Source organism: Maribacter sp. 4G9 (assembly GCF_002742265.1).
In the GTDB taxonomy this organism is placed as follows: domain Bacteria; phylum Bacteroidota; class Bacteroidia; order Flavobacteriales; family Flavobacteriaceae; genus Maribacter.
The window spans coordinates 1-18,717 of the sequence record NZ_MDGL01000125.1 but is presented as its reverse complement, the minus strand read 5'-3'; the positions used below and the strand labels follow the sequence as shown (position 1 = coordinate 18,717).

The 18,717-nt window shown below is 41.0% G+C and carries 15 protein-coding genes, 1 tRNA gene and 1 pseudogene; 9 read left to right on the top strand and 8 right to left on the bottom strand.

Annotation, left to right across the window (positions count from 1 at the left end; translation table 11 throughout):
* Positions 1-18: 18 nt before the first annotated feature.
* From BFP75_RS12135 to porV, 6 genes are all read right to left on the bottom strand, one after another.
* Positions 19-699, bottom strand: a complete 681-nt coding sequence (locus tag BFP75_RS12135; protein WP_099545651.1) for an SDR family NAD(P)-dependent oxidoreductase — start codon at positions 697-699, stop codon at positions 19-21.
* A complete protein-coding gene (locus BFP75_RS12130) occupies positions 699-1,745 on the bottom strand; it encodes a M28 family metallopeptidase (RefSeq protein WP_099545650.1) in 1,047 nt (348 codons plus the stop codon). Before BFP75_RS12130 ends, BFP75_RS12135 begins: the two co-directional genes overlap by 1 nt.
* Before the next feature lie 79 nt (positions 1,746-1,824).
* Positions 1,825-3,492: a pyruvate dehydrogenase complex dihydrolipoamide acetyltransferase gene (locus tag BFP75_RS12125; protein ID WP_099545649.1), complete on the bottom strand. Its 1,668-nt coding sequence runs from the start codon at positions 3,490-3,492 to the stop codon at positions 1,825-1,827.
* Between the two features lie 4 nt (positions 3,493-3,496).
* Positions 3,497-4,495 carry a pyruvate dehydrogenase (acetyl-transferring) E1 component subunit alpha gene (gene pdhA, locus BFP75_RS12120; protein WP_099545648.1) on the bottom strand — a complete coding sequence of 333 codons (999 nt, stop codon included), beginning with the start codon at positions 4,493-4,495 and terminating at the stop codon, positions 3,497-3,499.
* A gap of 187 nt (positions 4,496-4,682) precedes the next feature.
* Positions 4,683-5,168, bottom strand: a complete 486-nt coding sequence (gene cdd / locus BFP75_RS12115; protein WP_099545647.1) for a cytidine deaminase — start codon at positions 5,166-5,168, stop codon at positions 4,683-4,685.
* A gap of 76 nt (positions 5,169-5,244) precedes the next feature.
* On the bottom strand, positions 5,245-6,396 hold the full coding sequence (gene porV / locus BFP75_RS12110; RefSeq protein ID WP_099545646.1) for a type IX secretion system outer membrane channel protein PorV: 1,152 nt from the start codon (positions 6,394-6,396) through the stop codon (positions 5,245-5,247).
* A 388-nt stretch (positions 6,397-6,784) separates the two neighbouring features.
* On the opposite strand from porV, the gene gldJ reads away from it, so the two are divergent.
* Both gldJ and BFP75_RS12100 read left to right on the top strand, forming a co-directional pair.
* Positions 6,785-8,449: a gliding motility lipoprotein GldJ gene (gene gldJ, locus BFP75_RS12105; protein WP_099545645.1), complete on the top strand. Its 1,665-nt coding sequence runs from the start codon at positions 6,785-6,787 to the stop codon at positions 8,447-8,449.
* A gap of 67 nt (positions 8,450-8,516) precedes the next feature.
* Positions 8,517-9,788, top strand: coding sequence for a UDP-N-acetylmuramoyl-tripeptide--D-alanyl-D-alanine ligase (locus BFP75_RS12100; protein WP_099545644.1), 1,272 nt, complete (start codon positions 8,517-8,519; stop codon positions 9,786-9,788).
* Between the two features lie 34 nt (positions 9,789-9,822).
* Here the strand turns inward: BFP75_RS12100 and BFP75_RS12095 are convergent.
* Positions 9,823-9,897 (bottom strand) — tRNA-Val (locus BFP75_RS12095).
* A gap of 169 nt (positions 9,898-10,066) precedes the next feature.
* Here BFP75_RS12095 and BFP75_RS12090 point away from each other — a divergent pair.
* The 7 genes and pseudogenes from BFP75_RS12090 (at position 10,067) to BFP75_RS12060 (ending at position 18,410) form a co-directional block, all read left to right on the top strand.
* Complete coding sequence (locus BFP75_RS12090) at positions 10,067-13,267, top strand: DUF1553 domain-containing protein (RefSeq protein ID WP_099545643.1); 3,201 nt, start codon at positions 10,067-10,069, stop codon at positions 13,265-13,267.
* 11 nt (positions 13,268-13,278) lie between these two features.
* Entirely contained in the window at positions 13,279-14,745 is a 1,467-nt protein-coding gene (locus BFP75_RS12085; protein WP_099545642.1) for a DUF1501 domain-containing protein, read from the top strand.
* A gap of 12 nt (positions 14,746-14,757) precedes the next feature.
* Positions 14,758-15,810: a 6-bladed beta-propeller gene (locus BFP75_RS12080; protein WP_099545641.1), complete on the top strand. Its 1,053-nt coding sequence runs from the start codon at positions 14,758-14,760 to the stop codon at positions 15,808-15,810.
* 14 nt (positions 15,811-15,824) lie between these two features.
* Positions 15,825-17,189, top strand: coding sequence for a c-type cytochrome domain-containing protein (locus BFP75_RS12075; protein WP_099545640.1), 1,365 nt, complete (start codon positions 15,825-15,827; stop codon positions 17,187-17,189).
* 307 nt (positions 17,190-17,496) lie between these two features.
* Positions 17,497-17,643, top strand: a pseudogene (locus BFP75_RS22715) (Arm DNA-binding domain-containing protein); the annotation flags it as partial.
* Positions 17,644-17,990: 347 nt separating this feature from the next.
* On the top strand, positions 17,991-18,215 hold the full coding sequence (locus tag BFP75_RS12065; protein WP_099545638.1) for a hypothetical protein: 225 nt from the start codon (positions 17,991-17,993) through the stop codon (positions 18,213-18,215).
* 6 nt (positions 18,216-18,221) lie between these two features.
* Positions 18,222-18,410 carry a hypothetical protein gene (locus BFP75_RS12060; protein WP_123803438.1) on the top strand — a complete coding sequence of 63 codons (189 nt, stop codon included), beginning with the start codon at positions 18,222-18,224 and terminating at the stop codon, positions 18,408-18,410.
* Positions 18,411-18,627: 217 nt separating this feature from the next.
* Here BFP75_RS12060 and BFP75_RS22145 read toward each other — a convergent pair.
* Positions 18,628-18,717 (bottom strand): ATP-binding protein (locus BFP75_RS22145; RefSeq protein WP_240531765.1); only part of this gene is annotated, 90 nt, incomplete at its 5' end.

The following is an 18,717-nucleotide window of genomic DNA, read 5'->3' as shown; positions in this document are numbered from 1 at the left end:
GGTACAAAGGCCATTGAACTAAGGGGTAGAATTAGAAACCTGAATCAATTTTCCATTGAAAAGTTTATGTCCCGTAAGTGCAAAATCTTTAATGTAAGTGGCCATTTCCAAAGCGGTCACTGGAGCCTCATAGCCCGGAAAAGCTTCTTCTAGCATTTCGGTTTGAACGGCACCCAAGGCAAGTACATTAAAGGAAGGTCCGGTTTCCTTGTATTCCTCCGCCAACAATTCCGTAAGTGTAATTACAGCGCCCTTGCTGGAGCTATAGGCCGATAGTCCCGGAAATTTCATACTCCCCTGAACACCGCCCATGGAACTTATAGTGACTACGTGTCCGGTATGTGACATATAGGGAGCAATCGATCTGGTTATGGCAGCCACCCCAAAGACATTTACCTCGTATACTTTCTTAAATTCATCCAAGGAGGTATCCGCGAAAGGTTTGTTCAAAAGAGCTCCCGCATTATTGATCAGGATATCTACTTCTTGCCACTCTCTTTTCACAAAATCCTCTACCTTATCTAAGTCCGAAGCACTCGACAAATCGAACGAAAAGGCAGTTATAAAATCATTGTTAAGATTCTGTATAGGTGCTTCATTTCTCGAAAGTGCCAAAACGGAGTGTCCCTCACTGGCGAACAACTTGGCCAATTCAAAGCCAATACCGCGGCTGGAACCTGTAATTATTACGTTGGCCATTAATTGTATTTTAATTCTTTCACGGGGGAATTGACAATTCCCTCCACAATGGGTATCATTTTATTCACTACATGGGCCATATGTCCATAATCCATTTCTGAAGGTTCATCATCCACTTTATGATAATAGGGAAAGTTTGTAAAGTCAAAAGTGCTATAGGTTTGTGAAGGAACGTTGAATTCTTGATGGAATGCGTAATTATCCGATCTTTTGAACAAATTGAACTCCTTGGCTTGGGGTAAAAACCCTACCACTTTTCCCCCTGCATAAGAATTGCTTACTTGCGCCATATTGGACAATTCGTAACCCGTAAGATATACCAAATGGTCCTTTTCCACCATGGGCACGCCCACCATTTCGTAATTCAACATGGCGTACATATCCAAACCTCCCGCCTTTAATTTTTTGGCCAAATGCCTTGAACCTAAAAGTCCCTTTTCCTCTGCACTGAAGAACGCAAAGATGAGGCTCCTTTTATTCGATTTTTCTCGACCAAAGTATCTGGCCAGTTCCATGACGGTAGCAGTACCCGAGGCATTGTCATTGGCACCGTTGGCAATGTCGTCCCCATTCTCAGGGCTAACAATTCCCAAGTGGTCGTAATGTGCACCCAGAACCACGTATTCATTCTTTAGACTTGGGTCTGTTCCCTCTAAAACGCCCACAACATTAAACGCGATTCCCTCAAAATTTTCCAAGGTGTCCTTAAATACCATAAAATAAGGTTCAACCCCACTGGATAGTAGTCGCTCCTCAATAAAGCCGGCAGCCATCTCTATACCCTTGGTTCCGGAGCCCCTACCCTGTAATTCATCGGAAGCTAAATAATCCATAAGTACGGCAATATCTTCCAATGTTGAAAAAACGATATCATTCCCAACTTCTTTCCCTGAGCCCTCTGTGGAAGATCTGATTTCATCCGGAATTATTCTCCCTTTTAGTCCATCGGGACCATCAGGATTCAAAACCGTTTCATTATTTAACTTTTTGGAACCACAGGAAACCAAAAGCAGCACTAAAAGAAAACTTGTAAGCGTTCGTTTCATATTATAAACTTTGAACGATAAAGATAAAAAAAGCATCTCCCATGAGAGATGCTTTTATGTTTTAATGTTTTTGACAGGACTATGCCAACATCGTCACAGGATTCTCTACAAAATACCTGAGTGTCTGCAAGAATTGGGCTCCCACGGCACCATCAACGGTCCTGTGATCACAGGCCAAGGTCAATTTCATGGTATTCCCAATAACTATTTCACCGTTTTTTACCACTGGTTTTTCCACAATGGCCCCAACGGAAAGAATTGCAGAATTGGGTTGGTTTATAATAGATGTAAATTCCTGAATACCGAACATGCCCAAATTGGACACTGTAAAAGTACTACCTTCCATTTCAGAAGGTGCAATCTTTTTACTTCTCGCCTTACCGGCCAATTCCTTAACGGCCGCCCCAATTTGGGTCAGACCGAGCATATCTGCATGCTTGATTACCGGCACGACCAAACCTTCGTCCACCGCTACGGCAACGCCCATATGAATATGTTTATATTGCTTGGTAGTATCCCCGTTCCATGTAGTATTTACCTGAGGATGCTTTCGCAAGGCCATGGCACAGGCCTTTAAAACCATATCGTTAAAAGAAACCTTGGTATCCGGCAAGCTATTTATCTGGGCCCTAGAGGCAATGGCGTTATCCATATCCACCTCAATGGTCAAGTAAAAATGGGGGGCGGTAAACTTCGAATTCCCCAATGCCTTGGCAATAGCCTTTCGCATGTTTGAATTCTTGGTTTCCTCCACACCTTCCTCTCCAGCAGGAATTGCCATAGAGACTGCTGGTGCACTCACCGCCTTTTCCGCTTTTGCAACTTCAGGTGCCGCTTTTGGAGCTTCCGAAGGTGTATAGTTTTCGATATCCTTTTTTATAATTCTTCCATTATCGCCAGTCCCAGAGACCTTGGAAATGTCTATACCCCGATCCTCTGCAATTTTCTTGGCCAAAGGCGATGCAAAAATTCTATTTCCATCTGAAGTAACCGTTGTGGATTCAGTACTGGATGTTTCCTCGCTATCCGCAGTCTTTGAGGTATCCTCGTTTTTGGTTTCGGCCTTCGCGCCTTTCTTTGAACCCGATTTTGCGTTTAAAACGGCATCCACATCCGTTCCTTCGGGTCCTATTACAGCAAGAACCGCATCCACAGGTGCAGATTCCCCCTCTTGTATTCCAATATAGAGCAGTTTCCCGGAATAGAAAGATTCAAATTCCATGGTAGCCTTGTCAGTCTCGATTTCGGCAAGAATATCTCCTTCCTCAACATCGTCGCCCACTTGTTTCAACCAACTGGCCACGGTGCCTTCTTCCATGGTATCACTCAAACGGGGCATCTTCACGATTTCCACTCCTGCCGGGATTTCCCCGGTTGCGGTATCATCTTCTTCAACTTCAGTATCCTCTGAAGTATCCGTGTTCGTTTCATCGTCATCGGTTTTATCCGAAGTATTTTCTTCTTTCTTTGTGCTTCCACCGCCCTTCAATAGGTCAGAAATATCCTCACCCTCTTCCCCGATTATGGCCAAGAGCGTATCCACAGGGGCCCCATCACCTTCTTGAATACCGATATGGAGTAATGTTCCGTTATAAAATGATTCAAATTCCATAGTGGCCTTATCCGTTTCGATTTCAGCCAAAATGTCTCCTTCCTCTACTTTATCCCCTACGTTTTTCAACCACTTTGCAACGGTACCCTCTTCCATGGTATCGCTTAATCGCGGCATATTGATTACTTCTGCCATTTAATTACAATTTATGTTGAACGAATGGAAAATCTTCTTGCTCGTATACCATATCGTACAATTGCTGTACTGGCGGATAATCTGATTTTTCCGCGAACTCTTCGCACTCCTTAACCAAATCTTTGACCCGCTTGTCTATCTTCTTGATTTCCTCGTCAGTTGCGTATTTATTTTCCTTAATTACATCCAGAACCTGGGTAATAGGATCAATTTTTTTGTATTCTTCCACCTCTTCCTTGGTTCTGTAATGCTGTGCGTCTGACATGGAGTGACCTCTGTATCGGTATGTTTTCATCTCCAAGAAGGTGGGACCACCACCGGTACGTGCCCGCTCTATGGCCTTGCTCATTTCCTGTGCCACGGTAACGGGATTCATTCCATCTACGGGACCACAGGGCATTTCATATCCCAATCCCAATTTCCAGATATCCGTAGAAAACGAAGTTCTTGCCACGGAAGTTCCCATGGCATAACCATTATTCTCACACACGAAAACCACGGGCAATTGCCAAAGCATGGCCAAGTTGAAGGTCTCATGTAAAGACCCTTGTCTAACGGCTCCATCCCCCATATAGCAGAGGGTTACGGCATCACTACCGTGATATTTATCCCCAAATGCCATTCCGGCCCCTAGAGGAATCTGGCCACCAACAATGCCATGTCCGCCATGAAACCGATGCTCCTTGGAAAATATGTGCATGGAACCTCCCATACCTTTGGATGTTCCGGTAACCTTACCATATAATTCAGCCATTACCTTTCTTGGGTCAACCCCCATGCCAATGGGCTGAACATGATTTCTGTAAGCCGTTATCATTCTGTCCTTGGTCAAATCCATAGCATGCAATGCCCCAGCCAACACTGCCTCCTGACCATTGTACAAATGAAGAAAACCTCTAACCTTTTGCTGAATGTACACTGCTGCAAGCTTGTCCTCGAACTTGCGCCAAAACAGCATGTCCTCATACCATTTCAAATAAGTTTCCTTGGTGATTTTTTTCATCGATTTTTAAAATTTAAAACAAATTAATCGGACTCAAAAGCAATGTTCATATACTACATCACAAGAGAACAAAAATACACATATAAATGAATGGATAAAAATAATAGAAATAAAAGCGAGAAGAAATTACAGGCTTAACAAAAATTAGGATTTCCGTGTTTAAAAGGGAAATCTATTATGCTTTGGTTTATAGATAGGTATTATCGAAACCCAAAGGCAAAATATCAGCTACGGAACTACATTCAACAACTTTGCCCTTGGCACCCATCATTAAAATCCTTATAGGTGATTTTTGTCTGTATTCATATTCGAAAAGAGACTGCCTACAATTGCCGCAAGGTGCTGCCGGCTCCAACACCTCACTATTTTTTGATGTGACCGATATGGCCAACGTTTTTATGGCTACGTTAGGATATTTTGCCCCGGCATAAAAAACGGCCACCCGCTCTGCACAAAGTCCGGATGGATATGAGGCGTTTTCTTGGTTACTTCCATTCACAATTTCACCATTCTCCAATTCCAAAGCGGCGCCCACATGAAAATTGGAATAGGGGGCATAGGCATTGTTCCTTGCCTCGACGGACTTTTCCAATAACCTTCTATCACTTTCTTCCAATTCTACAAAGGAATCATATATTATAATGTCAAAACCTATTTTCCTCCTAGTTGCCATTGTGTAAATTTCCTGCGTGAAGATACAAAACAAAAAAACCCGCAAACTGCGGGTTTCTATTTATTTAATTCTGAAATTAATCATTATAGAACTCTTCGCCAAGGCTAAAGGTCAACCCAAAACGCAACGTGTTTTCCAATGGATTCCTAACTTGGGAGGTGGAGAACAAATAGGAAAGATCGATTTGTGCCGATTTAAACTTGAATCCTGCTCCAAGAGTAAAGAACTTCCTTGATCCCTTTACTTCGCTTTCATTAAAATAACCCGTCCTTACCATGAAGGAGTCCTGATATACATATTCAGCACCCAAGGCCCAAGTCATTTCTTGTAGTTCCTCACTGAAACCACCTGGTGCATCCCCAAAAGAACCAAAAATACCACTAAAACCACTCTCGTTCTGGTAAATATCATTATCTGCAGAATCAATGACCCCATCACCGTTTTGATCCTTTGGTGTTGGTACCAACAATTTGTTGAATTCAGAGCTAATACCAATTACGTTATCCTGATCAAGGATAAAATCAAACCCAACACCAAATTTTAAGTTGCTTGGTAAAAAGTTTTCCTGCCCTCCTTCATCATATTGGATTTTACCACCAACGTTCGAGATATTGAAACCTGCTCTCCACCTTCCATCAAAGCTATTGTATGCAATTTCCCTTGAACGATAGAATCCAGCCACATCCACGGCAAAAGAGCTTGCCGCTTGGGAATCTACAGAGCCACTTTGTTGTGGCAATCGCAAGTTGGAACGAATATACCTACCGGCCACTGCCATAGAAAAAGTTGGGCTCAATTTTAAGGAGTAGGATCCGTCCAAAGCGAGTTCGTTTGGTTTTGCCAAGGTACCGGGGTCATTGGCAAATTGTCGCAACTCGATCTCACCCAAGGTGAAATATCGTAGACTGACCGCGAAAGCGCTTTGCTCTTTGATTTTATTGTAATAACTACCATTTAAAAGGGAAATGTCCGTGATTATGCTTTCCAAGTAAGGGGTATAGCTTAAACCTATTCCCATTTTTCGCTCCGCAAAAGCAAATTTTGCAGGGTTCCATTGTTGGGAAAAAGCATCGGTAGAAGTTGCCACCCCCATATCTCCCATCCCCGCGGAACGAGCATCGGCAGCAATGGTCAAAAATGGGACCGCTGTGGTTATCACCCTTTGGTTTTCCTGTGCATTGGCTTTCACCAATAACATGAGCGTTAAAATAAATGTAACTTTTTTCATTAATTCAATAGTTGATATAAAGTGGACCAATTTAGTCTTTCATAATCTTTGGTCCATATAATTTTATATGTAAACGATGTTTTCAACGTTATCTTGCACCATTATGGATAAATTTTTAGTTTTTTTTAGCACTTCGGATAAAGTAACAGTATTCTTACTGTAAGTTCGCCGCGAATATACTATATCCCCTTTTGGTGCGTTATCCATGATAGACAAAATTCTTATCAAGAATATTTTCATGCCGGAATCGCCAAAAATATTTTAATCGATAAAATATAATAATCAAAACATCGTTTTAACCAGCAAAAGCGATAAAATTTAATTAAAATCCAAATCAAATTAGACTATCGAACTATTAGTTTAAACAGATTGAACTCAAGTCCTAATTATGAAAAAACAGTTTATTAAAGTTGTACTCTCATGCACCGTAATTGCGGGAGGTTTTACAGTTACCAGCTGTTCCAAATCTACATCCTCCAAAAATGTGTCCAGAGCTACAGGTTGGAAGATAAATGAAAAGGAAGGTGGTTTTCAATACAATACTGACTTCAAAGAGCAAGAAACGGCTCCTGGACTCGTATTTGTTGAAGGTGGAACATTTACCAAAGGAAAGGTACAGGATGATGTGATGCATGATTGGAACAACACCCCAACTTCGCAGCATGTTCAATCCTTTTACATGGATGAGACCGAAGTAACCAATGTCATGTATCTGGAGTATTTGGATTATCTTAAAAGTGTTTATCCACCAGAAAATCCCAAATATGCAAACATTTATAAAGGTGCCCTACCGGATACCTTGGTTTGGAGAAACAGACTGGGATTCAACGAAACAATGACCAATAACTACTTAAGACACCCTGCCTATGCGGAGTATCCCGTTGTTGGTGTAAACTGGATTCAAGCTACCCAATTTGCGGAATGGAGAACGGACCGTGTAAACGAAGCTATGCTGGAAAGGGAAGGCTATCTGGCCAAAGATGCCAAATACCAAGCACTTAACGGTGAAGTTGCCGGCACTTTTAGCACAGAAGCTTACTTGAACAGACCAGAATCTGTTTACAATGGTCAAATTGATTCCCTACAGGGGAAAATGAAAAAAGATAGTGTATCTACTTTTGCCAAAAGAAGTAGCGGTATCATCATGCCGGAATATAGACTTCCTACGGAAACAGAGTGGGAATATGCGGCGCAGGCGCAAGTTGGACAAAGGGAGTATAACAACTATAGAGGAAGAAAAAAATATCCTTGGGAAGGTGATTATACCAGAAACGGACAAAGAGTAGGTCGCGGTGACCAGTTGGCAAACTTTAAGCAAGGTAAAGGTGATTACGGCGGAATTGCCGGATGGTCCGATGACGGCGCCGATATCACTGCCGAGGTTATGTCCTATAAGCCAAACGATTTAGGGCTTTACGATATGGCCGGAAACGTTTCAGAGTGGGTAGCCGATGTATACAGACCCATAGTGGACGATGAAATAAGCGATTTCAACTACTATAGAGGAAATATTTACATGAAAACTGCCATAGGTGAGGACGGAAAGGTAAATATCTTGCAAGATTCCATCGTTTTCGATACGTTGCCCAATGGAAAAGTAGTTGCGGTTAACCTACCCGGTGAGATTAAGATGGTACCTGTTGACGAAGAAGAAACTTATTTGAGGACCAACTTCTCCTCAAGTGACAACAGAGGCTACAGGGACGGAGATCCGGGATCCTCCAGATTCTTTGACAGATTTAGTGATGAGGAAGAGACTGATAATCAGGCTATGTACAATTCGCCAAAACACAAAGTGGAAAGAGATTCTTCTGGCAACCTTGTTAGACAGTACGATCAATCAAACAATAGAACTTCCTTGATCAATGACGAAGTAAGGGTTTATAAAGGTGGCTCATGGAGAGATAGGGCGTACTGGTTAGATCCGGCACAAAGAAGGTACTTGCCCCAATACATGGCAACGGATTATATTGGCTTTAGATGTGCCATGTCAAGAGTGGGTTCCAAATCCAAAACAAAAAACAAAACGGTAAGAGGAAAAAAAGCTAAATAGTATTTTTTACTTTCCAAATAAGACAAAAGCCCTTTATAAAAAGGGCTTTTTTTTTATCTTCGGTTTCATGAAAATAGATGAACTGCACCAAGTCTTTTTGAACTATCCCAGTGTCTGCACCGATACCAGAAAAATAAAACCTGGAGACCTCTTCTTTGCCCTCAAGGGCGATAACTTCAATGGAAACGAATATGCGGACCAAGCTTTGGTAAAAGGAGCTGCCTATGCCATTATTGATGATGAAAAGCATTCAGGGAAACAAAAATTTCTGGTAGATGATGTATTAAAAACACTTCAAAATTTGGGAACTTTTCATAGAAGGTTTTCCGCGGCAAAGGTAATAGGTCTTACTGGCAGTAATGGCAAGACTACCACCAAAGAGCTCATTAATTCCGTGCTTTCAAAAAAATATAGGACGATAGCCACTTCCGGCAACCTCAACAACCATATAGGGGTGCCACTAACATTACTTTCCATTAAAGAGAATACAGAAATTGCCATAGTGGAAATGGGAGCCAATCATCAAAAGGAAATCGAATTTCTTTGTTCCATAGCGGAACCTGACTTTGGATATATAACCAACTTTGGCAAGGCACACTTGGAGGGCTTTGGTGGTGTAGAAGGCGTAATTAAGGGGAAAAGCGAACTCTATGATTTTTTAATGGCCCACGATAAAGGTATTTTTATGAATGCAGATGACCCTATACAGAAAGAAAAACTAGGGGGTTATATCAAAAAATATGGTTTCAGCACTTCAGATCAAGCATTCTATCCTATTCATTTAATCTCGGTAAATCCCTTTGTGAGTTTACAAGTAGAGGATGTCACCATACAGTCAAACCTTATTGGTGAATACAATTTCACCAACTGTTGCGCTGCGATCATCATGGGCAAATACTTCAATGTGCCCTTGGATAAAATTAAAGCAGGGCTGGAAGAGTACTTACCTTCGAACAACAGATCTCAAATTATTGAAAAAAACGGACTAAAAATCATTCTAGACGCTTATAACGCTAACCCGACAAGCATGTACGCTGCAATTCAAAATTTCGCAAAAATTGAAAGTGGTAACAAAGTATTGTTTCTGGGCGATATGTTCGAGCTTGGGGAAAGCGCACATGAAGAGCATCAAAAAATAGCGGATTTGGCCAAAGAATTGTATTTCGACAATGTATTTCTTGTCGGGGAAAATTTCTTTAAGGTCAAAAGTGAATTTCCAAAACTGAGGACATTTGACCAATTGAAACAAAATCTTGAATCATTGGATCTTCCAAAATCAACAATACTAATAAAGGGTTCTAGAGGAATGGCTCTGGAAAGAATATTGGAGCTAATCTAAAATCAAATTTTGCCGCAATGATGGATTAAAAAAGTGGGATATACTGGATTCGAACCAGTGACCTCTGCCCTGTCAAGGCAGCGCTCTAAACCAACTGAGCTAATATCCCATTTTGGAGGGCTAAGGTACTACTAAATTTTAGTTCGTTAAAAAGAATGTAATTCAAATTGGCAAGTTCTATTCTCATAGACCAAAAAGTCCAGTGTTCTTCTTCTTATAAAATGATTCTTTTTCAAAAAAAGATGTACATTTAAGGAAGAACTTCGACACCTATCTAAATGAATTTCAAGTATTTTGGACTGCTCATTTCTGTCTTTTTGCTTTATAGCTGTCAATATAACGTTCCGGAAGAACTAGAGGTTGCGTATACGGACCTGCCAGAAAATATCGATTTTAATTATAACGTAAAACCTATTTTATCCGATCGTTGTTATGCATGCCACGGGCCGGATGAAAATACCCGAAAAGCAGGATTGCGATTGGATACCGAGGAATTTGCTTTTAAAATGCTCGAATCAGGTAATAGGGCCTTAGTAAAAGGAAATCCAGAAGGTAGTGAGTGCATACAACGAATTCTAAGCAACGACCCAGAACTTCAAATGCCGCCACCGGAATCGAACCTGTCCCTTACCAAAACGGAGAAGGCCATTTTGATCAAATGGGTGGAACAAGGGGCCAATTGGAGCAATCACTGGGCCTTCCTAAAACCCAAAAAACAATACAATCCTGAACCTGTAAACAGCAATTGGCCGTACCATAATGAAATAGATGGATTTGTTCAGAAAAAATTGAAAACTAAAAATTTCTCCCCATCGCCCGAAGCTGATAAGGAAAAAATGATCAGAAGGGTAACCATGGACTTAACGGGCCTACCTCCTACCATTAAGGAAATAGATGATTTTTTAAAGGATTCCAGCAATGATGCCTATGAAAAAGTAGTGGACAGGCTGCTCCAAACCGATGCCCATGCGGAAAGATTGGCATTGGACTGGTTGGATCTTGCAAGATATGCGGATTCACACGGACTTCACGCTGATGGAGCCCGTTTAATGTGGCCATGGCGGGATTGGGTCATAGAGGCTTTCAAGAACAATATGTCTTATGACGAATTTGTTACCTGGCAATTGGCAGGAGACCTATTTCCAAATGCAACTAGAGATCAAAAGCTTGCCACGGCGTTTAATAGGAACCATCCAATGACCGCTGAGGGCGGAGCCATTGAGGAAGAATTTAGGCTGAACTATGTTTTTGATCGTACTGAAACCGTTGCAACGGCCTTTATGGGCCTTACCGTGGCCTGCGCAAGATGCCATGACCATAAGTTCGATCCAATCAGTCAAAAGGACTACTTTCAAATGGCGGCATTCTTTAATAACGTCAAGGAATTGGGTATGACCGGTGATGATGGTAACTATGGCCCCATGCTCGCCCTACCTGATAAAAAATCGGAAGACAAGTTAAGCGACCTTCAAAAAAAGATTGCCAACAAAGAAAAAGAACTCGCCCTCACCAAAAATGAACTGGCGCAAATCGAAGACTATATCAAAACACTGCCTGATTCCTTTACCGAAACGGGAAAGTTGGGTTACTACCCTTTGGACAAGCTTACTAAAAATAATAAAGGTCATATCGCCGACGAAAACAAAAACGCCACTACAAAGGAGGCTCCAAAAGTGGTACAGGGTATTAAAGGCAATGCATTTCTTTTTAACGGGGAATATGACGATTTAAACCTTCATAATATCCCAAACTTTGAATGGACCGATACCTTTTCAGGAAGTTTATGGATCAATACCACCAAAAGGGATTCCGCAAAAACCCAGACCATCATAGGTACTTCTGGTGACAAAAATAATTTTTGGCGTGGTTGGGATTTTTATTTGGATAATTCCAATCATTTAAATGCACGTCTAATACACTCCCTTCCGCATAATTATATTCACGTAAGAACAAAGGATTCCATAAAGATAAATGCATGGAACCATGTAGCATTTACCTACTCAGGGTCTTCAAAAGCAAAAGACCTTCACCTTTTTATCAATGGGGAAGAGGCAACTTCAGAAATTGTTTTCGATAATTTGTACAAAAGCATTAAGACCATTAGAAGCGGGGATCATTCCGCTTACCATGCCCCCGTCAAAGTGGCCAAAAGCTATAGAGGTTTTACAGGCGAGAATGGAATATTTCTGGGTAAAATCGATGAGATTCGATTATTTAACAGAAGCCTGACCCCACATGAAATAAAAGAACTGGCAACGCTCCCAAAAGAAACTGATAGCCTACCCATAGACAAGGCATTTTGGGTACAACGATCCAAAGAGGTCCAAGATTTGGAAAAGGAAATAAAAAGCTTACGATCTAATTGGCTAACGACCATGGAACCCGTTATGGAGGTCATGGTTATGGAAGAAATGCCGACGAAAAGAAAGGCATATTTATATGATCGAGGAAACTATGATCAACCATCCATTGAGGTCAAGGCGAATACGCTATCGATATTACCTGAATTTCCCGATGACCTCCCAAAAAATAGATTGGGCCTATCAAAATGGCTATTTTCAAAAGACAACCCATTAACAGCAAGGGTTACGGTCAATAGATATTGGCAATTGCTTTTTGGCAAAGGCTTGGTGGACACCCCTTCTGATTTTGGTGTTCAAGGATCGCTACCTACCCATCCGGAGTTATTGGATTGGTTGGCGGTCTCTCTTATGGACAGTAATTGGAACATTAGGGAATTATTAAAAAAAATGGTCATGTCACATACCTATAGGCAATCTTCCAAGGTGTCTGAGGAACTTTGGCAAAAAGACCCTGAAAACTTCTATTTGGCAAGAAGCAATACCTATAGGTTACCTGCGGAAATAATTCGGGACAATGCATTGGCTGCAAGTGGGCTATTGGTAGAAACTGTTGGTGGGAAAAGTGTAAAACCCTATCAACCGGCGGACCTTTGGATTGAAAAAACAAGCTTTTCCCATGAACTTATGAGGTACAAAGAATCCAAAGGTGATAGTTTATACCGTAGGAGCCTGTATACGTTCGTGAGACGTACCCAACCCCATCCGGCCATGATAGCCTTTGATGCACCCTCTAGGGAGGTTTGTACCATATCCAGGGAGAATACAAATACGCCCCTGCAGGCACTTGTGTTGTTGAATGACAAACAGTTTGTTGAAGCCTCCAGGGTACTGGCGGAAAAGATCCAGAAGGAAGGCGGGGACACTTTGGAAAATCAAATAACCCATGCCTTTAGGTTAGCAACGAGCCGAAGACCCAAAAAAGCCGAATTACAACTATTAATGGAACTTTACGACCGACAGAAAAATTGGTTCCAAAAAAATCCCGAGGAAGTAACCCAATTATTGTCCGTAGGGGAAAAAATTGTAGATAATTCCCTAGACAAAACAAAAACAGCTGCCTTGACCATGGTAACCAACACTTTATTGAACCATGATGAGACATATACCAAAAGATAATCCTAGTACCTATGTGCAACAACCATAACAAAAATTATACAAGAAGGGATTTTTTGACCAAGACATCATTGGGAATGGGAGCACTTAGCCTTGGCTCCTTAATTGATTCCTCCTTGCTTTTTGGAAATGCCCCAAAAACTATACAAAAAGAATTGGCTAATGGAGGTGGGGTTTTGGGACAGCCACATTTTGCACCAAAGGCCAAGCGAATCATTTACCTTTTTCAGAGCGGTGCCCCCTCACAGCTGGATTTATTTGATTACAAACCGCTTTTGAACAAAATGCAGGGTCAGGACTTGCCAGAAAGTGTACACGGTGGGCAGCGTTTGACCGGAATGACGTCCGGCCAGGCATCATTGCCATTGGCCGGTACCCTATCATCATTCAATCAGTTTGGGGAAAGTGGTGCCTGGATGACCAATTTAATGCCACATACCGCTAAAATAGTGGATGATCTGTGCTTCATCAAATCCATGTATACGGAAGCTATCAATCACGATCCGGCAATTACTTTTATGCAAACCGGTTCACAATTACCGGGAAGACCTTCTATGGGTTCTTGGCTTAGCTATGGCCTTGGCACGGACAACAAAAACCTTCCAGAATTTGTTGTGCTGGTGACCAAAGGAAAAACCGGAGGCCAGCCCTTATATTCCAGATTATGGGGGAATGGATTCCTACCTTCACAGCATCAAGGTGTGCAATTTAGGGCAGGGAAAGACCCCGTGCTATACTTGACAAATCCACCCGGAGTCGACCCCCAAGGAAGACGGGAACAATTGGATTATTTACAAAAGTTGGAGCAATTGAATCACAGTGATATTGGAGATCCAGAGATATTGGCCAGGATGGCACAATATGAAATGGCCTTCAGAATGCAAACCTCGGTTCCTGAGATTATGGACACTTCGGACGAACCTGATTATATTTATTCCATGTACGGTGAAGACAGCAAAATCCCCGGTACTTTTGCTGCCAATGCCCTATTGGCAAGAAGGTTGGCCGAAAGGGACGTAAAATTTATACAATTGTACCACCAAGGATGGGACCAACACGGAAATTTGCCCAGTGCCCTGCAAAGACAGTGCAAGGATACAGATCAGGCAACGGCCGCACTTATTACTGACTTAAAGCAACGTGGGATGCTTGAAGATACCTTGGTAATCTGGGGCGGGGAATTTGGACGGACCAATTACTCCCAAGGTCAGCTCACTGCAACCAACTTTGGCAGGGACCATCATGGAAAATGCTTTACTATTTTTATGGCTGGCGCTGGAATCAAAGGCGGAATGACTTTGGGAGCTACGGACGATTTTGGTTTTAATATCACGCAACGGCCTGTTCATATTCATGATTTTCAAGCTACGGTAATGCATTTGTTGGGAATAGACCATGAACGCCTAACCTTTAAATTTCAAGGAAGAAGGTACCGCCTAACGGATGTTCATGGAGAGGTAGTTAAGGAAATTTTGGCTTAAAAAAATCAAAATATGGGAAACAAGAGAAGAAATTTTATTAAAAATACGCTTGCCGCCACTACGGCAAGTATAATTGTACCAAAGGAGACTTTCGGCATTATGAAATCAAAAAAATATATGGACGGAATTGTTGGACATGGTGATTTCAAATATCAAGTGGATAAGGAATGGGGCGTTCAAGACCCTGCCAAAATTCCTGTAAACGATTGCCATGAAATGGTTCTGGATAGTCAGGGCAGGATATTGATGACAACCACAGGTTCGAATAACGACAATATTATTGTTTATGACAAAACGGGAAAAGTATTAAAATCTTGGGGAAGGGAATTTCCGGGAGCCCATGGCCTTTCCATTGCCGGGGAAGGTAGTGACCAATTTCTATTAATAACCGATCCGGAAACCCATAAAGTTCATAAAACGACATTGGACGGCAAGACGATAATGACACTTGGAAGACCTAGGGAAATATCCGGATATCAAAGCGATGATCAGTTTAAACCCACCGAAACGGCCATTTTACCAAATGGAGAATTCTATGTTGCCGATGGATATGGGGAAAACTACATTATACATTACAATGAAAAAGGGGAGTATTTAAATCATTTTGGAGGAAGCGGGGACGGTCCGGATCAGTTTAACTGTTGCCACGGAATCACCCTTGATACCAGGGATGCTTCCAACCCTACCCTTTTGATCACGTCGAGGGCCAGCCAGGAATTCAAAAGATTTTCTTTGAATGGAAAACATCTGGAGACAGTCAAATTACCCGGATGCTCTATATGTAGGCCGGTTATTCATGGCGATAATATCTACTTTGCAGTCATAGTAACCAAAACATGGGATTCCTGGGACGGTATGTTGGCGGTATTGGACGCTGAAAACAAGGTAGTCTCCTTACCTGGCGGTAGCGCTCCCCAATACATGAACAATGTGCTGGTGGAACCCCAGTATGATGGTACTACTTTTAGAAATCCGCACGACGTTCTAATAGATGCCGATGGCAATCTCTATGTTCCACAATGGGCATCGGGAAAAACGTATCCAATTAAACTTCATAGGGTATAAACCCCAATTACAAAATGACGCTTTTCCTTACTTCGGACTTCACCTATTTTCTGGGTAGGTTTCACCCTGTTTTGGTTCACTTGCCCATTGGATTTCTATTACTGGCCATTTTTATGGAATGGTATCAACGACTCAAAGGAAGGAATCTTGGTCATTTAATTGGTTATGCCTGGTTATTGGGAAGCTTTGGTGGTTTGGTGTCCATCATCTCTGGGTGGTGGTTGAGCGATAGCGGATTATATCTGGAAAGCGATTTGTTTTTTCATCGATGGTTGGGAGTTTCCTTGGTAGTACTCGCATTTACGGGTTGGTGGCTTAAAAAAAACTGGGAACGTTATTCGTTTGGTATTCAGACCACTATAAACATACTTGTTCTTTTGTTGATTTTCATTGAAGGACACTTGGGGGGCACCCTGACCCACGGTCCGGATTACCTTTTGGAATATGCTCCATCCTTCATTAAAAACAAGCTAGAGATAAAGGAGGAAATTGGTAAAACCGATTTCACCAACCAGGATTCGATATTCGTTTACAAGGATTTAATAGAGCCAATATTTATGGAAAAGTGTTGGGCCTGCCACAATTCCGTCGAAAAAAGGGGACTCTTGAATATGGAACACCCAGATTCACTGATTTTGGGTGGGGAAAACGGGCCGGTTCTGATTGCTGGAAATCCTTCTGAAAGTGAACTTTTCAACAGGGTAACACTATCCCAAAAAAGCCAAAAATATATGCCACCTGTGGGGCAGTCTCTCACCTATTCGGAAATTCGATTACTTGATTGGTGGATTGTCAATGGTGCCAATTTTAATATGAAAATTGAAGAAGGGGAAGCTTTGGCACCCATAAAATCTGTCTTAGTAAAAACATATGGAATCGATACGACCCCAAAACCATGGTACGAATCGGTAAAAATCAATCCGGCGGATTCGGTACTACTTACAAAGCTCATTAACCTAGGATTTTCTGTGAAAAAACTTGGGGAAGAGAATAACCTGTTGGATGTAAAATACAACGACCAAAGTCTGACCGAGGAAAAGATCAAGTCCTTGATGGACGTGGCCGATCATATTACTTGGCTCTCATTGGCAAAAAGTAATATTACCGATGACCAACTCAACTATATTACCCAATTCCCCAACCTCACAAGGCTAGAATTGGAAAGAACGCAACTTTCCGATGCTGGAATAAAACAACTTTCAACCCTCCGACATTTAGAAAGTATAAATCTATATGGATCAAGCGTTTCCGAAAACTGTCTGCAAGACCTGTCCAAAATTCCAAGCCTAAAAAGAGTATACTTGTGGAATACATCCGTAGATAAAAAAATAGCGCAGGAATTTCTTTTGAACAATCCCCAAATGGAAATAATTTTCTAGGGAAAAAAATCAGGAAACAGCAGCTTTTAGAAAGTAGAAATGCAGATTCATCCAAAAATAAAAAACCCACACTAGAGAGTGCGGTTTTTTTAGTGGGCCCTACTGGATTCGAACCAGTGATCCCCTGCTTGTAAGATCGTTAAATTATGGTCTTATATGGCTTTATAAATTTATATATAACTGCAATACAGCGATTTATAAAATATAATAATTCAAATAATTGTCAATAAAACCAATATTTGTTTATAAAGTTAAAACAAAAGATTACTACTAAGGTTTTATTAAATAAAGTTAGACAAAAAAAGATGGAACCTATCCTTTGGTTATAAGAATTACATATAATCGAAAAACGACCTATTGGCCTATTGGATTCACTATGCATGAAAAGGATTTTAATAGTTGTAATCAAAGAATTAAATCCACCAGTAAAATTACTGCTAACGTTACCCGTTAAATAATGTCATTCAGGAAAAAATAAAAAAAAGTATATGATACGGTTGCTCTATTAGAACAAGAAGGAAGGGCAGAAGGAATTTCCATGCCATCATTAAAAAAAGAAATACAGGGTAAGGGTAGACATGACATCGATTTTTTTACTTTTATCGACCAGGTCATATCAGATTTAAAAACTGCATGAAAGTATGATAATGCGGGTATTTATAGTGATTTAAGAAATTGGATTGTTAGGTCATACGGTGAGAAACCTCTCCCTTTTAGACATATCGACTATACATTTCTTAAAAAAAATGAGAGACCAAATATTATGCGGCGGGAATTACGGCTGGAGGATTAGGCGTTTCCATGAGAACACTTCGTGCCATATATAGAAGAGCTATAAAATCTGAAATTATCAATGAGAAGTATAATCCATTTAAGGACTATGCCATTAAAAGTGGTACGCCTAAAAGAATGTTTTTAAATGAAGAACAACTCAATACATTAAAAACCGCTGTTTTTAAAGAAAATGTACTTACAAAGGCAAGAGACCTATATCTTATTTCTTATTACTTAAGAGGCATGAACTAGATGGACATGTCTTTATTAAAGGGCAGAGATATTCAAGGAGACTTGGATCGAATTACTTACATAAGGGCTAAGACGAGAAATAAACTATTTTCCATTAAAATTGTTCCGGCTCTTCGGGAAATCCTATTAAAATATAATGAAGGGAAGATTGAAGAAAATCCATTTGTTTTGCCCATTTTACCAAATAAAAAATGAATCCAGGTCAGCTATATGAAGATATAAAGAATAAGAGAAAAAGACAAAATGGTTACTTAAAACGTATTTCGAGAATATTGGACCTCCTTCATTTCACAATATATAGTGCCAGACACACCTATGCTGGAAAGGACGGTCAAAGTGAACCACTAAAAACGGATTAAAGTGAGCATAGCAAACTAAGTGCTCAAAATCGATTCCATTGTGGTTAAATTTACTATTTATTTATTTGTTTTTTACGCATTGATTCTCCCTTTATATTGATTCTATGTGCGGTGTGAACCAGTCTATCTAAAATGGCATCTGC

Bases quoted from the DNA above. Each gene is read 5' to 3' on its own strand.
- BFP75_RS12135 (WP_099545651.1), bottom strand. From the start codon at position 699: ATGGCCAACGTAATAATTACAGGTTCCAGCCGCGGTATTGGCTTTGAA.
- BFP75_RS12130 (WP_099545650.1), bottom strand. From the start codon at position 1,745: ATGAAACGAACGCTTACAAGTTTTCTTTTAGTGCTGCTTTTGGTTTCC.
- BFP75_RS12125 (WP_099545649.1), bottom strand. From the start codon at position 3,492: ATGGCAGAAGTAATCAATATGCCGCGATTAAGCGATACCATGGAAGAG.
- pdhA (WP_099545648.1), bottom strand. From the start codon at position 4,495: ATGAAAAAAATCACCAAGGAAACTTATTTGAAATGGTATGAGGACATG.
- cdd (WP_099545647.1), bottom strand. From the start codon at position 5,168: ATGGCAACTAGGAGGAAAATAGGTTTTGACATTATAATATATGATTCC.
- porV (WP_099545646.1), bottom strand. From the start codon at position 6,396: ATGAAAAAAGTTACATTTATTTTAACGCTCATGTTATTGGTGAAAGCC.
- gldJ (WP_099545645.1), top strand. From the start codon at position 6,785: ATGAAAAAACAGTTTATTAAAGTTGTACTCTCATGCACCGTAATTGCG.
- BFP75_RS12100 (WP_099545644.1), top strand. From the start codon at position 8,517: ATGAAAATAGATGAACTGCACCAAGTCTTTTTGAACTATCCCAGTGTC.
- BFP75_RS12090 (WP_099545643.1), top strand. From the start codon at position 10,067: ATGAATTTCAAGTATTTTGGACTGCTCATTTCTGTCTTTTTGCTTTAT.
- BFP75_RS12085 (WP_099545642.1), top strand. From the start codon at position 13,279: ATGTGCAACAACCATAACAAAAATTATACAAGAAGGGATTTTTTGACC.
- BFP75_RS12080 (WP_099545641.1), top strand. From the start codon at position 14,758: ATGGGAAACAAGAGAAGAAATTTTATTAAAAATACGCTTGCCGCCACT.
- BFP75_RS12075 (WP_099545640.1), top strand. From the start codon at position 15,825: ATGACGCTTTTCCTTACTTCGGACTTCACCTATTTTCTGGGTAGGTTT.
- BFP75_RS12065 (WP_099545638.1), top strand. From the start codon at position 17,991: ATGAGAACACTTCGTGCCATATATAGAAGAGCTATAAAATCTGAAATT.
- BFP75_RS12060 (WP_123803438.1), top strand. From the start codon at position 18,222: ATGTCTTTATTAAAGGGCAGAGATATTCAAGGAGACTTGGATCGAATT.